Source organism: Mycobacterium sp. Root265 (assembly GCF_001428895.1).
Classification (GTDB): domain Bacteria; phylum Actinomycetota; class Actinomycetes; order Mycobacteriales; family Mycobacteriaceae; genus Mycobacterium.
In genome coordinates this window covers 192,363-207,595 of the sequence record NZ_LMJA01000002.1, presented here as the reverse complement: position 1 = coordinate 207,595, position 15,233 = coordinate 192,363, and the positions used below count along the sequence as shown (strand labels likewise).

Genomic DNA, 15,233 nt, shown 5'->3' with positions numbered 1-15,233 from the left:
CCTAACTTCACGCGCCGCCCCGTAGGGGTGGCGCGTGGTTGCTGATACTAGCCGTTGCAGATACACCACGCCTAGTAGCCGCGCGCTATGCACTCCGCTGCACTGCAACTTGTTGCATAGGACCGTCGGTTCGGCTTACGCTGCCGTCATGGCACTCCCGCACGCCATCCTGGTGTCCCTGTGCGAGCAGGCAAGTTCGGGCTACGAACTGGCGCGCCGGTTCGACCGGTCCATCGGCTACTTCTGGTCGGCCACCCATCAGCAGATCTACCGCACGCTGCGCGCCATGGAGGACGACGACTGGGTGCGCGCCCGCGAGGTCGAACAGCACGGCCGCCCGGACAAGAAGGAGTACTCGGTGACCGCGGCCGGGCGCGCCGAGCTGGCCCGGTGGATCGCCGAACCCCTGAAGAGCAGAGGCAGCGCCACTCCCGGTTCGACGGCCGACAACCGGACCCGAGACCTGGCCGTCAAGATCCGCGCCGCCGTCTACGGCGACACCGCCGCCATCCGGGCGCAGGCCCAGGAATTGCGGGCCGAACGAGCCGCGCTGCTGGACGCCTACCTCGGATTCGAGAAAGAGCAGTTCCCGAGCCCCGCCGGCCTGACCGGCTCCGAGCTGCATCAGTACCTGGTGCTGCGCGGCGGTATTCGCGCCGAAGAGGGCGCCATCGAATGGCTTTCCGAAGTACTGGAGGCCCTGTGAGCTCTGGAAGCCCTGTAGGTCTTGGAGGCCCTGTGAACTACCCGAATCTGCTGTCCCCGCTGAATCTCGGCTTCACCACCCTGCGCAACCGGGTGATCATGGGCTCGATGCACACCGGCCTGGAGGATCGCGCGCGCGATACCGACAAGCTGGCCGCCTATTTCGCCGAGCGCGCCCGCGGCGGCGTCGGCCTCATCATCACCGGCGGGTACGCCCCCAACCGGACCGGCTGGCTGTTGCCGTTCGCCGCCGAGATGCTCTCCGCGGCCGATGCGCGCCGGCACCGGCGGATCACCTCCGCCGTGCACGACGAGGGCGGCAAGATCGCGCTGCAGCTCCTGCACGCCGGACGCTATGCCTACCATCCGCTTTCGGTCAGTGCGTCCTCGATCAAGGCGCCGATCAACCCGTTCCGGCCGCGCGCGTTGCGCGATGTGAACGGCACCATCGACGATTTCGTGCGCGCCGCGCTGCTGGCCCGCTCCGCCGGGTACGACGGGGTGGAGATCATGGGCAGCGAGGGCTACCTGCTCAACCAGTTCCTGGCACCGCGCACCAACAAGCGCAAGGACGCCTGGGGCGGGACACCGGAGAAACGGCGACGCTTCCCCGTCGAGATCGTGCGTCGGGTCCGCGAGGCTGTCGGGACGGATTTCATCATCGTCTACCGGATATCGCTGGCCGACTATGTCGAGGACGGCCAGACCTGGGATGAGATCGTCGCTCTGGCAACCGAGATCGAGGAGGCCGGCGCCACCATCCTGAACACCGGCATCGGCTGGCACGAGGCGCGGGTGCCCACCATCGTCACCTCGGTGCCCAACAGCGCCTTCGTCGATATCAGCAGCGCGCTCGCCGAACACGTCGGCGTTCCGGTGGTGGCCTCCAACCGGATCAACATGCCCGAGGCCGCCGAGCAGATCCTCACCGACACCCACGTGCAGCTGATCTCGATGGCCCGGCCGTTGCTGAGCGACCCGGACTGGGTACGCAAGGCCTCCGAGGATGCCGCCGATCAGATCAACACCTGCATCGCCTGCAACCAGGCCTGCCTGGACCACGCGTTCGTGCACAAAACGGTGTCCTGCCTACTCAATCCGCGCGCGGGACACGAGACCACATTGGTGCTGGGCCCGACCCGGCACGCGCGATCGGTGGCCGTCGTGGGTGCCGGCCCGGCCGGGCTGTCCGCCGCGGTGGCCGCCGCCCAGCGCGGGCATCGCGTCACGCTCTTCGAGGCCGGCGCCACCATCGGCGGCCAATTCGACCTGGCCAGAAGGGTTCCGGGTAAAGAGGAGTTCAACGAGACGGTGCGCTATTACACGCGCATGCTCGACGTCGCCGGCGTCTCGGTGCGGCTCGGCACCCGGGCCACGGTGGACGATCTGGCCGGCTTCGACGATGTCGTGCTCGCCACCGGCGTGACACCGCGAATGCCCGCCATTCCCGGTATCGAGCACTCGAAGGTGCTGTCCTACGCCGAGGTCCTTTCGGGTGCGCCGGTCGGCGACTCGGTGGCAGTCATCGGCGCGGGCGGTATCGGGTTCGATGTCAGCGAGTTCCTGGTCACCGACCAGTCCCCCACCCTGAATCGCAAGGAATGGCAGGCCGAATGGGGCGCACTGGACCCGCAGGACGCGCCTTCGGTCCGCGGCTCCTTGGCCACGCCGATCCCGCTGCCGCCGGCGCGTGAGGTGTTCCTGCTGCAGCGCACCAAGGGCCCGCAGGGCCGCGGGCTCGGCAAGACCTCGGGCTGGGTACACCGGGCGTCGCTGAAAGCCAAAGGCGTGCAGCAGCTCTCCGGCGTGAACTACGAGCGCATCGATGATGCCGGCCTGCACATCAGCTTCGGGCCGGACCGGACCGGTGCGCGCCTGCTGGCCGTCGACAATGTCGTCATCTGCGCGGGCCAGGAGTCGGTGCGCGGGCTCGACGACGAGTTGCGTTCGCGCGGGGTCACCGCGCACGTCATCGGTGGTGCGGCAGTGGCGGCCGAGCTCGATGCCAAGCGGGCGATCCGACAGGGCACCGAGCTGGCCGCCAAGCTGTAGCTCAGGACTGCTTGAGGGCCTCGATCTCCAGGGTGATGGTGACCTTGTCGCCGACCACGGCGCCACCGGTCTCCAGCGGCATGTCGATGTCGATGCCGAAGTCCTTGCGGTTCAACACCACCGAAGCCTCGAAGCCGGCAACTTCGCCGTGACCCATGCCGGGGTTGACCCCGTTGAACTCCAGCTTCAGCGAGACCGGCTTGGTGACACCCTTGAGGGTGAACTCGCCGTCGAGCACGTAGTCGTCACCGTCGGCGCGCACCGCGGTGGACACGAAGGAGGCCGTCGGGAACTGCTCGGCATCGAAGAAGTCGGCCGCCTTCAGGTGGGCATCGCGCTGCTCGTTGCGGGTGTTGACCGAGGTGATGTCGATGGTGGCGGTCACCGACGGGGTCCCGTCCTCGGCCACCGTGACGGCGCCCTCGAAGTTGTCGAACGTGCCGCGGACCTTGCTCACCACCAGGTGACGGACCGCAAAGTTCACCGAGGAATGCACCGGGTCGAGGGCCCAGGTACCTGCGGTCAGGTCGGTGGCTACTGCTGCGGTCATGAGATCTCCTTGCTCAGCGGGCGCGGCCTTCCCGACGCCCTCACCAGGAGTAAACGGACTATGGTCCGATTTCATTCCGCGATGGTGCCCCACTTCGCTTCCGCTCCCGAATGGCCGATCAGAACCACACCGACCACCGATGACACTCCGACCACCACGGCGAGCACTGCCGCGACCACCGCGAGCGCTCTGCCCGGTTTCTCGGCCCGCGACTCCCTCAGGTGTTGGACAGCCTGCAGGATCGCCACGAGCAGCAGGCCGACCGCGAAGTAGATCATCCATTCGCCGCGCTCCTCATGCAGCTCGAGGATCGGGCGGTGTTCGCTCTCGCGGTCGTAGAGCCACTGGCCCGCCGATGCTGTAATCGGCGTGAGCACTGCAACGCAAACCGCCAACGCCAACGCCAACCACACCAACCGACTGCGCGCGGCCCGCGAGAATGCGTCAAGAACAAGGAGAACCGCCGTCAACGGTGCCAACACGACGACACCGTGCACCAGCAGCGCATGGGCAGGGATACCCGCGATGGTATTCATGACACTCCTGGGTTCGGCGACAACCCAAGATACCGACAGCAGCGCACGTGAGACACCTGAAAGCCAAATCGCCACAACAAATTTCACTCATGCACGGTTAGGGAAGCCTAGGCTCAGGCGGTTTCATTCAGTCCAGGACACGGTGCGCAGCTGTCGCCGGGACGTGATGCCCAGCTTCACGAACACCTTGCGCAAATGCCATTCGACGGTGTGCGCGCTGATGAACAACTGCGCACCGATCTCGGAATTGGTCAGGCCGTCGCGGGCCAGTCCGGCGATCTGCGCCTCTTGCGCCGTCAGCCCGTCACCCGATTTCAGGGGTTGCTTGCGCATCTTCTCCCCCGTCGCCACCAGTTCGCGGCGCGCGCGTTCGGCGAATCCCAGCGCCCCCATCCTCGTGAAGGCGTCGTGGGCGGCGCCCAGCTGGCTGCGCGCGTCATTGCGCCGGTTGACCCGGCGCAGCCACTCGCCGTAGGACAGTCGCGCCCGGGAAAGGTGCAGGGCGATGTCAGCACGTTCGAGCCGCTCGATCGCCTCCACGAACTTGGCCTCGGCGGCGGCGCCATCCGCCAGTAGAGCCTGCGCCGCCGCCACCGCCCCCAACCCCCAATCGGTTCCGCTGGCACCCGCGCGTTCCTCCAGTCTCGGCAGCGCGTCGACGGCGGTGTCACGGTCACCCACGTGCGCGGCGGCCTCGATCAGTTCGTACAGGCACCAGCTGTGAAACCCGAGATCCTCGTATTCGCAACAGCGACGGGCCGCAGACAGCGCCTCCTCGTAACGACCGAGTCCGTTGTACAGCACGGCGCTGCAGAACGCGGCCAGCCCGAGCAGTCGCCCTTCACCTCTGGCCGCACCGTCGACGGCAGCCGCCTCGATGATGCCAACAGCGTCCTCGGGTACCCCACTCCACGCGGCCAGGTTCAGCGAGTGATAGCGCACCGGCGCGTTGCCCATGGCCGCGGTGATCGATGCCGACTCTTCGATGAGCCTTGCTGCGGAACCGAATTCGCCACGATAGAAATGCACGCCGGCCCGATAGCCGAGTGCCGGCGGGAGCGCCGCCAGTGCTCCCGCATCTCGGGCCCGGCCCAGGATGCCGGTGGCGATGCGTTCGAGGACCTCGTCGTCCCACATCTCGTGCGCGGCAGATTCCTGCGCGATGGGAAACGGCCAGTACAGCCAGCGGCCCGGATTCTGCTGCGCCGTGGCGTTCCACAATTCCTGGGCGGTACGTAGATCGGCGGATCCGGCGCCGGGACCGTCGATGATCCGCGCGGCCATACCGCGGAGCAGATAGTCGATCGGCCGCTGCAGATCGGTGAGCCGTCCGACCGCGCCGGCGCCCGCTGCGGCCACCTCGTGCAGCAGCGTCGGTGCACCGAGTCGCCCGGCGTACATCGCGCCCGTCAGCGCCTCCAGGTAGGTCTCCCTGGCCAGCTCGTCGTCGAGGCCGTCGAGTTGCTTTGCCGCGCTGAGCAACTGTGCACTGGCATCCCCGACGGTGGGAGCTCCCGACGCTCCTGCCCTGCTGCGCACGAAATCCATCTGTGCCCGCATCCGGGCCACCTGTCCCTGTTGCAGCGCAGTGAGCGGTGCGGACTCTGCGATCGCCAACAGCGCGTAGGCCGCATCGGGAGAGGCCGCTTCGCGTTTGGCCTGAGCGGCCGCGATCGCCCGTGATCCGCGTAACTGCGGATCGATCGTGAGGACGGTGGCGCGCTCCAGAAATGCTGCCGCGGCGGCCATTCCACCCCGGTTCTGAGCCCGGTCCGCCGAGATCTCCAACTCGGCGGCCACTGTGTCGTCGGGGCCGGCCGCGGCGTTGGCGGCGTGCCAGGCCCGACGGTCGGGGTCGGCCTGCGAATCCGTCGCCGCAGCCAGTGCCCGATGGACGACGCGGCGTTCGGAGAGATCGGCGGCGCGGTAGGCGGCCGAGCGCATCAGCGGGTGCTGGAACCGCATCTTGGGCCCGAATTCGATGAGACCGGCGGCTTCTGCTTGGGCCAGCGCGTCGATGGGCACCGCCAACTCGGCTGCCGCCCGCAGGAACAACGCCGCATCGCCGACCGGCTCGGCTGCGGCGACCAGGAGGAGTTGCCGGGTGTCGGGGGGCATCGCCTGGATGCGGGCGACGAAACCGTCCTCGATCGCCGTGGTCGTGGAGCGGCGGCCGGAGAGCCAGAACCCGCCGGCCAATTCGGTGGAGGACACGCTGCGCGGCACATCCAGGATCGCCAGCGGCAGGCCACGGGTCTCGGCGACGATGCGGTCACGGACCGACGGATCGATACCGCCGATCAGCACCGATTCCAGCAGTTCCCGCGCCGCGGCGTCGGAGAGCACGCTCACGGTGTGGTCGGGCAGACCGGCCAGCACATCGGGATGGCCGCTCCGGACGGCGAAGACCATCGCCACCTGTTCGGCCAGCAGCCGGCGCGCCACGAAGGCCAGCGTCTGCACCGACACCTGATCCAGCCACTGCGCGTCGTCCACGATGCACAGCAGCGGACGTTCGGCGGACGCGGCCGCCATCAGGCTCAGCACCGCCAAGCCGACCAGGAACCGGTCGGGCGCGGGGCCTGCGCCGTACCCGAACGCGACGTCCAGCGCCTCGCGCTGGGGCTGCGGCAAAACGTCCAGGTGGCCCATCAACGGTATGCACAGCTGTTGCAGGCCGGCGAACGCGAGTTCCATGTCTTCCTGGACGCCGGCCACCCGCATCGCGTTGAACCCGGCGGCCTGCTCCGACACGTACTCCAGGAGTGCGGTTTTGCCGACGCCGGCCTCACCGCGCAGCACGAGGACCTGGCTGCTACCCGAACGGGCTTGCGCCGTCAGGTTGTCCAGGACGGCGCGATCACGGTCGCGGCCGCGCAGCATGATGGACATGGCGAAGATCGTAGCGACCGGGTGGGTACCGGGTTGGACGAGCTCAGGCGGCCAGCGGTGTGTACGTGGTGGAGCGCTGCCGGGCCGGCCGGCCGATGCCCTCGGCGATCGCCGTCAGCTCCTCGACCGACTTGGCCGACCCGTTCTCCGAACCCGCCATCCGCGAGATGGTCTCTTCCATCAAGGTGCCGCCCAGGTCGTTGGCGCCACCGTTGAGCATCACCCGGGTGCGCTCGACACCCAGCTTCACCCAGCTGGTCTGGATGTTGGAGATCCTGCCGTGCAACATGATCCGTGCCAGTGCGTGCACCGCGCGGTTGTCGCGGTGCGTGGGTCCCGGACGCGCGCCACCGGCCAGGTAGAGCGGGCTGGACTGGTGCACGAACGGCAGCGGCACGAACTCGGTGAAACCACCGGTGCGGTCCTGGATGCCGCGCAGGACATTGAGGTGACCCACCCAGTGCTTGGGGGTGTCGACATGGCCGTACATCATCGTCGAACTCGAGCGCAGCCCGACCTCGTGCGCGGTGCTGATCACGTCGATCCATTCCGAGGTGGGCAGTTTGCCCTTGGTGAGCACCCAGCGCACCTCGTCATCGAGGATCTCGGCGGCGGTGCCCGGGATCGAGCCCAGACCGGCTTCGCGCAGGCTGGTCAGCCACTCTCGCAGCGAGAGTCCGCTGCGGGTGACGCCGTTGGAGATCTCCATCGGGGAGAACGCGTGCACGTGCATCGAGGGCACCCGGGACTTCACCGCGCGCACCAGGTCGGCGTACCCGGTGACCGGCAGTTCGGGATCGATCCCGCCCTGCATGCAGACCTCGGTGGCGCCGGCGACGTGGGCCTCCCAGGCCCGGTCGGCGACCTCGCCGGTGGACAGTGAGAACGCATCGGCGTCGCCCTTGCGCTGCGCGAACGCGCAGAACCGGCAGCCGGTGTAGCAGATGTTGGTGAAATTGATATTGCGGTTCACCACGTAGGTGACGTCATCGCCGACGACGTCGCGCCGAAGCGAGTCCGCCAGTGCGGCAACGGCATCCAGCGCCGGTCCATCGGCCGTCGCCAGCGCCAGATATTCGTCGTCGCTGCATTCGCCGGGATTTCGTTCGGCGGCCCGCAACGCGGCCAGCACATCGGTGTCGATCCGTTCCGGGGCGCGGGCCGCGAGTTCGGAGACCTTCTCCCGGATCGACTCCCAGTCACCGAATGCGCTGTCGAGGTCGCTGCGGGTCTCGGTGAGCCGCCCCTCGGAATCGATCGCCTCATGCAGATCGGTCCGGCCCAGGGATTCGGCGGCCTCGTCGGGCTCCTGCCACGGCCGGCCCACCGGATTCACATCCAGTGCCAACCCGGTGTCCGGGTCGGCCAGCGCATCGACATGCCCGCGGACCCGAGGATCGATCCAGGCCGCACCGGCCTGGACGTACTGCGGTTGCGCGGTGAGCCGCTGCACCAGGTCGTATCCCGCGTCCGCGGTCACCGACGCCAGGTCGTCGAGGTTGGGCCACGGCCGCTCGGGGTTGACGTGGTCGGGGGTCAGCGGTGACACGCCACCCCAGTCGTCCACACCGGCACCGATCAGCGCCAGGCATTCCTCGCGTGACACCAGGTTCGGCGGTGCCTGGATCCGCATCTTGGGGCCCAGCACCAGTCGGGTCACCGCGATGGTGGCCAGGAAGTCGTCGATCCCGGCGTCGGGCACACCGGCCATCGCGGTGTGGTCCTTGGCCCGGAAGTTCTGCACGATGACTTCCTGAACATGCCCGAACGACTTGTGCGACTTACGGATGGCGTGCATCGTCTCGGCACGCTCGAGCAGCGTCTCACCGATACCGACCAGCAGTCCGGTGGTGAACGGCACGGACAACCGGCCGGCGTCGTCCAGCGTGCGCAGCCGGATCTCGGGATCCTTGTCCGGGCTGCCGTAGTGGGCCAGGCCCTTGGTCTCGAAGAGTCGCCGCGACGTCGTCTCCAGCATCATGCCCATCGACGGCGCAACGGGTTTCAGCCGCGACAGCTCGGTCCAGCTCATCACGCCGGGGTTGAGGTGCGGCAGCAGCCCGGTTTCCTCCAGCACCCGGATGGCCATCGCGCGCACGTAATCCAGCGTGGAATCGTAGCCGCGTTCGTCGAGCCACTGCTTGGCTTCGGGCCAGCGCGCCTCGGGGCGATCACCGAGGGTGAATAGCGCTTCCTTGCAGCCCAGCTCCGCCCCCTGGCGGGCCACCTCGAGTATCTCGTCGGGCTCCATGAACATGCCCTTGCCCTCGGCGCGCAACTTGCCGGGCACCGTCACGAACGTGCAGTAGTGGCATGTGTCCCGGCACAGGTGGGTCACCGGGATGAAGACCTTGCGGGAGTAACTGACCGGCAACCTGCCGGTGGCGCCGCGGCGTCCGGCGGATTCCAGACCGGCGTCACGCACCCGGGCCGCGCTGGCACAGAGGTCGGCCAGATCCTCGCCGCGCGCGGTCATCGCCAGGGCGGCTTCGTCCACGTTGAGGGCGACGCCGTCGCGGGCGCGGCGAAGTACGCGCCGCAGGGCGGCCGGGTTGGACTTCGGCGGGACCACCGGGCTGGGCAGATCGGAGCCGTGCTGGGGGTTCAGAGCCACTCCCATGTAACCCCGGCGTGGACGCGGATCATCCGCGCGTCTCACTATCTGAAACAGATGCGCCTGGCATAGGGGTCACGATAGCCGCCGCCGAGCAGTGCGACACGAGCCACGTCCCTTCCCGCTGTCGAATAGCCCTTCGGACGACTGACGGTCCCGTAAGTTGATTCCCGATACTTCTGAATCGGAGGTGCTGGTGCCATGGAATTTTCGGTTCGCTCTAGCCTCACCACAGCGGTTGCCGCCGTGTCGGCCGTGGCCATCGCCGCCGCCCCGTCGGTTGCCGAACCCAGCCATCACCCGGCCTCCGTTGCGGCGGCCCCGCAGGTGCGGGTCGTCGCGCAACCCGTGCAATTGAGCGCCGCCGCCGCGCCACTGACCACGGCATCGGTGGCCGACCTTCCGAATCTTCTCACCGACTTCGTGCAGCGCATCGTGGTGCCGCCGAGTTCTTCGGCGTCGTTCCCCAGCCCGCAGTTCCCGCCGGTCGTCGTCGGGAATTCGCTGAGCAGCGGCATCAAGAACATCTACAACGCCGTCGAGCCGTGGGTGGAGTGGGGCTTCGAGGTGGCCGCCTACGCCGTGGGCTGGGTTCCCTGGGTGGGTTGGCTCTCCCCGCAGATCATGATCTTCTACTACCTGGGTGAGCGCATCGTCCAGAGCATCACCTTCAACATCGCCGACTGGATCGGCGGGTCGGTGTCCTTCGTGCAGGGCCTGCGCAACGTCGCCGTCGACACCATCAACTCGTTCATCTACTTCGCCAACGACCAATTGGCGTTCTGGTTGCCGCCACTGCCGCCTATCCCGCCGATCGGTGGCGGTCTGCTGACAACAGCGCAGACCGCTGAGCTGAATCTGGCCGGGGCACGCACCGCCGCGCGGGGCCCGGCGGCCGTCGACACGGCGCTCTCCGGTGAGGTCACCGACGGAGACGGTCCACAAGAGGAGTCCGAGACGCCGCCCGCCGAGCCACCGGCCGGAGAACCCGTACAGACCCCGATCGACACCGAACCCGAAGACGTCGAGCCTCAGCAGCCCGTGGAGACACCCGCTACCGACCTCGACCCCGCCGACGAAGAAGACCTCACGGACGAGGACACCGAGCAGGACGTGGACGTCGAGGACACGACCGACGCCGACGCCGATGTGGACACCGAGAAGCCGGACACCGTGAAGCACGATCCCGGACCCGATCCGAAAGCCGACAGCGACCCGGACGACAAGACCGACACCAAGCCGGACACCAAGCCCGATACGAAGAACGACGCCAAGCCCAGCCCCAAGAACGACTCCGGCTCAGGCTCCGACCAGTAGCCCTCGGCGATTTGTGCGCAATCTGTAAGGGTGGTGAGCGTTACCGATCGCGCACAGGTCCCGCGGATCGCAGCACCGCGGCGGCGGGCAGCGCCCCCACCGCGATGAGTAGCAGCGCCGCGTAGGCCATCACGCCGACGCCGCCGAACACCAGATCATCGCCGGGGCCGCCGAAGGTCAGCGCGAGCACCGTGATCAACCAGGTCCACAGCGGCAGCGCCGCGATGCGCGTCGACGTGGTCCAGTGCAGGGCCGCCCAGACCAGGGCGGCGTTCAGCGCGCCGCTGATCAGCATGCTGATGGGAAACGGCACCGAGCCCAGCCGGAGTGGCAGCAGAAATGCCGCCGCCAGAGCGGACAACACGCCATCGAGGGCGAGCACAGAAAGAACGACGGGCGGCAGCCAGGCCGGCCCGTCGAGACGCGCGGCTGTCAGGTCGGGATGCTGTCGAGCAGCGCGACCAAGGAGCCGACCACCCACTGAAAGTTGTCGGCGCGGTCCTGTTGATGCTGCAGGTTGGGATCCAAATCCGGGTCCATGTCGCAGACCTTACCGCGTCCGCGTCCCGCTATCGGAGATTCAGCCCTGCCAATAGGTCGGTCTCGATACCGTCGCCGCCTCGCTCCCCTGCGGCCAGCACGAAGTGCTCGACGCCCCACAGCGGCAACGCGATGTTGTTGGACAGCGCCATCGACCGGCCGTCCGGCGCCACCTTGACCTGAGTGGCGTGCGCTCTCAGCGCAGCGGCCTTGGCCGGCAACTGGACCGACGCATCGATGATCGCGTCGACCCGGTCATCGGGGAACGCGAAGGAGAAATCTTCGGGCTTGATCACGATCCAGTCCTGCGGGGGCTCGCCGATATTGCGGAAGCCGTCGATGAACCCGGACGCCGCCAGCACCGCCCAATAGAACTTCGGCACCGCCCAGGCCAGGTCCGCGCAGGCGGCCACAGCAGCGGTGCTGAGCTCGTGCACCCGGACGTGGTCGGGGTGGCCGTAGCCGCCGTTGGGGTCGTAGCCGACGACGACGTGCGGCCGGAACTCCTGGATGACGGCGACCAGTTCGGCGACGGGCTCCTCCAACGGTGCGTCCACGAACCGCTGCCGGTGCCGGGCGGGGGTGCCGGGCATCCCCGAGTCGCGCCAGCGTCCGGCGCCGCCCAGATAGTGCGGTTCCCCCGCGCCGAGCGCGGACAGGGCCGCGGTGAGTTCGGTGACCCGGTACCCGCCGAGTTGGTCGGCGGCGTCGACCGCGAGGCCGGCCCAGCGCTCGCCGATCACCTCGCCCTCCTCGCCCATGGTGCAGGTGACGACCCGAACCTCGGCGCCCTGAGCGGCGTAGTGCGCGATGGTCGCGCCGGTGATCAGCGATTCGTCGTCGGGATGGGCATGGACAAAAAGTAGCCGCGGTGTCTCCACTCCCCTAGGTTTACCGTGTGTCGCCAGCGGACGCGAGGAGCAGGCGTCGAGTACTGGAATTCGGCTGCGCGGTCATCGCGATCGGTCTGCTCGCCGGCGTCGCGGGTATCGCGACGACGCTGCTGCTGCACGGCATCGAGCACCTGACGTATCACTACAGCTTCGGCAGCCTGCTCGACGGCGTCGATGACAGCGGGCACGTCCGTCGTGCCGTCGGCCCGATGATCGGTGGCGCACTGGCCGGGCTGGGCTGGTGGTTGTTGCGCCGGCACGCGGCCGTCCCGAAACTGTCGACCACCATCGCCGCGCACCGGCCGCTGCCCCGGCTGTCGATGGCGATCGACGCCGTCCTGCAGGTCGTCGTCGTCGGAGCCGGTGCCTCGCTGGGCCGCGAGGGGGCACCGCGCCAGTTGGCCGCCGTCTTCGGTGATGCCGCGATGTCCCGGTGGGCGCTGACCGCACGCGACCGGGAGATCCTGCTGTCCTGCGCGGCCGGGGCGGGCCTGGGCGCGGTGTACGGCGTGCCGCTGGGCGGCGCCTTGTTCAGCATCAGCATCCTGCTGCACAGCTGGCATCCGAGGGTGGTCGGCACGGCCCTGATCACCTCGAGTCTCGGCGTCGCGGTCGCGTCTCCGGTCACCCACCTGGAACACTCACTGCACTGGCCGGACGCGAGCCTGTCCTATCTGTTCGCCGGACTGGCGTTGGTCATCGCGCCGCTCGCGGTCGGCGTCGGCATCGCGTTCAACCGGATCACCGCAACGGCGAAAACTCCTGCTGCGTCATGGGTTCTCATTCCCGGGATCGCCGCCGCCGGCTTGCTCACCGGCATCTGCTCCATCTGGTGGCCGGAACTGCCCGGCAACGGCCACAGCATCCTGGTGGTGAGTATCGACAGCGATCTGACCATCACCGCCGCGCTGGCGATTCTTGCGCTCAAACCCGTACTGACGGCACTGTTTCTGCGTGCCGGCGCGGTGGGCGGGCTGCTCACCCCGGCGCTGGCGACCGGCGCCGCGGCGGGATCTGTTGCCGCACTGGCGCTCAACGAGTTCACCGACCTGCATGTCAATGTCGCCGCGGTCGCACTCACCTGCGCTGCGGGGGTGTTGGCGATCACCCAGCGCGCGCCGGCGTTCGCGGCGCTTTTCGTCTGGGAACTCGCGCATCCACCGGTGTGGATGCTCGCGGTGTTCGCGATCGCGGCCTACGCCGCCCACGAGATGTGGCGTCGAACCGTCAGGGCTGCTTGACCCATTGCCCGGCGTCGCCGACGATCCCGACCGGTACCGGACCGGTCAAACTGACCCCGGACACCCGCGGGCCGGCGGCCACGATGGTGGTGTCCTGCAGGATCGGCAGCACCGTCGACAGATTCCACAACCGGGGTTCGACGGCATCGATCACCTTGCCGATCTCCTCGGTGCCGCGCAGGGCCGCATCGATTCTCGGCTGGATGCTGCGGTCACAGATGCCGGTGAGGTTACTCGGGGCCTGCACCAATTCGCCTGTGCTCTCCGGTGTCTCGGGGGCCTCGGCGCCGGTGGTCGTCGGCGTCGGGGCCGGCGGCGCGGACGTGACGGTGCTCGAAGTCTTCGGCGGGGTGGTGGTGGCGGTGACGCTGGGTGCGGGCGTCACGGTGGACACCGGGGTTGCCTCCAGCGCGGGGCACCCGTAGCGCGATGCCAGCGCGGTGGCCAGATCGCCTCCGGCGCTGTGCCATCCGACGACTGCGTCGATCGAATTGTTGACCATGGCGTCGCTGTAGAGGGCCACCGGGTCCAGCGCGGACACCGACGCGGCGATGCCGACATTGCGCAACTGGTCGGCCGCGGTGTTGGCCACAGCTATCGACGTCGGGTCGTTGGCGGCCACACCGAGAACGATCGTCAGCGGCTCACCGTCTTTGGTGATCTGGCCGCGGGCCTCGTCCGGCCCCGGGGTGCCCGGCGTCGTCGTCTCCGGTGTCTCCACCGGCTGCACCTGGTAGCCGGCATCGGCCAGCAGACCGAGCGCCGCCTCGGTGGTGATGGCCGGCGGTGCGGTCGGCACATAACCGGGATCCGACGGTGTGCGCACCTGCGCCTGCGCCAGGGTCACGGTGTTGTCGGATCCGGCGCCGACGGCGGCCAGCAGGTCGACGTCGAGCAGGCCGAAAATCGCTCGGCGGACCAGCAGATCGGTCAGGGCGGGCTGCTGGGCGCGCAGCGTCAGTTGCATTACCCGCGGCCCGACAATGCGGTCGGTGCGCACATCCGGGATGGCCGACAGTTGCGCGAACGCCGCCTGCCCGCCGTGCACCTGGGCCACCTGGGTGTCCCCGTTGCGAATCGAATCAGCCAGCGCGGCAGGCGATCCCGCGCGCCGGAACAGGATCTGATCCGGCTTGGCCGGCTCGCCCCAGTAGCGGTCGTTGCGGGCGAGCAGGATCTCGTCGCGCTGTGGGTCGATGTTGTCCACCCGGAACTGGCCGCCGGTGACCGGCAGCGCCCGGGCCAGCCCCGCGCCGAAACCGCCGGGCACGTCCTTGACGATATGGGCGGGCAGGATGTCGTTGAACAGCTCCCGCCACGCCGGGTAGGGCTGGGAGAAGGTGACGACCGCGGTCTTGCCGCCTTCCACCGACTGCACACCGGTGATGAGGTCATAGCCGGCCGGGTCGACAACTCCCGGGTGGCTGACCATCTGCCGCCACAGGTACCAGTAGTCGTCGGCACCGATCGGTGCGTTGTCGGTCCAGGCCGCCTCGGGCCGGATCTTGTAGGTGACGGTGAACGGGTTCTCACCGGTCACCTCCGCCGAGACCAGCAAGGTGGGGTCCATCGCCCAGCGCGAGCCGGTCGGCGTCGCCGCATCGGCGGTCGGGCGGAACGAACTCGGCAGCACAAGCGAGGAGATCGCGGCATTCACCGGGGACTGATCGGACAGCAGGTGCGGATTGAAGCCGGCGCCGATCGCGTCGATGGCCATGATGATCTGCATGGCCTTGGCCGGCGCGGGCGGCGGCGTCGACACCGTCTCGGTGCTCTGCGGCGCCGGCGGCGGACTCACCGTGCAACCGGCCAGCACCAGCGCCGACAGCACTGCCACGAGCACGAAGAAGCGGTGTCGGGCTGACGGCACGAGATTCAGGGTATCGGGCCGGT

General features: G+C 68.5%; 11 protein-coding genes. 4 read left to right on the top strand and 7 right to left on the bottom strand.

Annotated features, from left to right (window positions below):
• Positions 1–148 precede the first annotated feature (148 nt).
• Positions 149–706: a PadR family transcriptional regulator gene (locus ASE48_RS04295; RefSeq protein WP_057165787.1), complete on the top strand. Its 558-nt coding sequence runs from the start codon at positions 149–151 to the stop codon at positions 704–706.
• A 32-nt stretch (positions 707–738) separates the two neighbouring features.
• Entirely contained in the window at positions 739–2,757 is a 2,019-nt protein-coding gene (locus ASE48_RS04290) for an NADPH-dependent 2,4-dienoyl-CoA reductase (RefSeq protein ID WP_057165786.1), read from the top strand.
• A 1-nt stretch (position 2,758) separates the two neighbouring features.
• On the opposite strand, the gene ASE48_RS04285 is transcribed toward ASE48_RS04290, so the two are convergent.
• The 4 genes from ASE48_RS04285 to ASE48_RS04270 all read right to left on the bottom strand — a co-directional run bounded on the left by ASE48_RS04285 (position 2,759) and on the right by ASE48_RS04270 (position 9,355).
• On the bottom strand, positions 2,759–3,307 hold the full coding sequence (locus ASE48_RS04285) for a YceI family protein (RefSeq protein WP_057165785.1): 549 nt from the start codon (positions 3,305–3,307) through the stop codon (positions 2,759–2,761).
• A 71-nt stretch (positions 3,308–3,378) separates the two neighbouring features.
• Positions 3,379–3,843, bottom strand: a complete 465-nt coding sequence (locus ASE48_RS04280; RefSeq protein ID WP_057165784.1) for a DUF2231 domain-containing protein — start codon at positions 3,841–3,843, stop codon at positions 3,379–3,381.
• A gap of 123 nt (positions 3,844–3,966) precedes the next feature.
• Positions 3,967–6,735, bottom strand: coding sequence for an ATP-binding protein (locus ASE48_RS04275; RefSeq protein ID WP_057165783.1), 2,769 nt, complete (start codon positions 6,733–6,735; stop codon positions 3,967–3,969).
• Positions 6,736–6,778: 43 nt separating this feature from the next.
• On the bottom strand, positions 6,779–9,355 hold the full coding sequence (locus ASE48_RS04270; protein WP_200962066.1) for a bifunctional FO biosynthesis protein CofGH: 2,577 nt from the start codon (positions 9,353–9,355) through the stop codon (positions 6,779–6,781).
• Between the two features lie 195 nt (positions 9,356–9,550).
• On the opposite strand from ASE48_RS04270, the gene ASE48_RS04265 reads away from it, so the two are divergent.
• Positions 9,551–10,666 carry an MSCRAMM family adhesin SdrC gene (locus ASE48_RS04265; protein ID WP_235570773.1) on the top strand — a complete coding sequence of 372 codons (1,116 nt, stop codon included), beginning with the start codon at positions 9,551–9,553 and terminating at the stop codon, positions 10,664–10,666.
• A gap of 40 nt (positions 10,667–10,706) precedes the next feature.
• Here ASE48_RS04265 and ASE48_RS04260 read toward each other — a convergent pair whose 3' ends face one another.
• Positions 10,707–11,147 carry a hypothetical protein gene (locus tag ASE48_RS04260; RefSeq protein ID WP_082613997.1) on the bottom strand — a complete coding sequence of 147 codons (441 nt, stop codon included), beginning with the start codon at positions 11,145–11,147 and terminating at the stop codon, positions 10,707–10,709.
• A gap of 88 nt (positions 11,148–11,235) precedes the next feature.
• Positions 11,236–12,087 (bottom strand): N-acetyl-1-D-myo-inositol-2-amino-2-deoxy-alpha-D-glucopyranoside deacetylase, encoded by an 852-nt coding sequence (gene mshB / locus ASE48_RS04255; RefSeq protein ID WP_082613996.1) that lies wholly within the window; start codon positions 12,085–12,087, stop codon positions 11,236–11,238.
• A gap of 17 nt (positions 12,088–12,104) precedes the next feature.
• Here mshB and ASE48_RS04250 point away from each other — a divergent pair, with 17 nt between their 5' ends.
• Positions 12,105–13,340 carry a chloride channel protein gene (locus tag ASE48_RS04250; protein WP_057165779.1) on the top strand — a complete coding sequence of 412 codons (1,236 nt, stop codon included), beginning with the start codon at positions 12,105–12,107 and terminating at the stop codon, positions 13,338–13,340.
• Here the strand turns inward: ASE48_RS04250 and ASE48_RS04245 are convergent.
• Complete coding sequence (locus tag ASE48_RS04245) at positions 13,327–15,210, bottom strand: ABC transporter family substrate-binding protein (protein ID WP_057165991.1); 1,884 nt, start codon at positions 15,208–15,210, stop codon at positions 13,327–13,329. The genes ASE48_RS04250 and ASE48_RS04245 overlap by 14 nt on opposite strands.
• Positions 15,211–15,233 lie beyond the last annotated feature (23 nt).

Bases quoted from the DNA above. Each gene is read 5' to 3' on its own strand.
- ASE48_RS04295 (WP_057165787.1), top strand. From the start codon at position 149: ATGGCACTCCCGCACGCCATCCTGGTGTCCCTGTGCGAGCAGGCAAGT.
- ASE48_RS04285 (WP_057165785.1), bottom strand. From the start codon at position 3,307: ATGACCGCAGCAGTAGCCACCGACCTGACCGCAGGTACCTGGGCCCTC.
- ASE48_RS04280 (WP_057165784.1), bottom strand. From the start codon at position 3,843: ATGAATACCATCGCGGGTATCCCTGCCCATGCGCTGCTGGTGCACGGT.
- ASE48_RS04275 (WP_057165783.1), bottom strand. From the start codon at position 6,735: ATGTCCATCATGCTGCGCGGCCGCGACCGTGATCGCGCCGTCCTGGAC.
- ASE48_RS04270 (WP_200962066.1), bottom strand. From the start codon at position 9,355: ATGGGAGTGGCTCTGAACCCCCAGCACGGCTCCGATCTGCCCAGCCCG.
- ASE48_RS04265 (WP_235570773.1), top strand. From the start codon at position 9,551: ATGGAATTTTCGGTTCGCTCTAGCCTCACCACAGCGGTTGCCGCCGTG.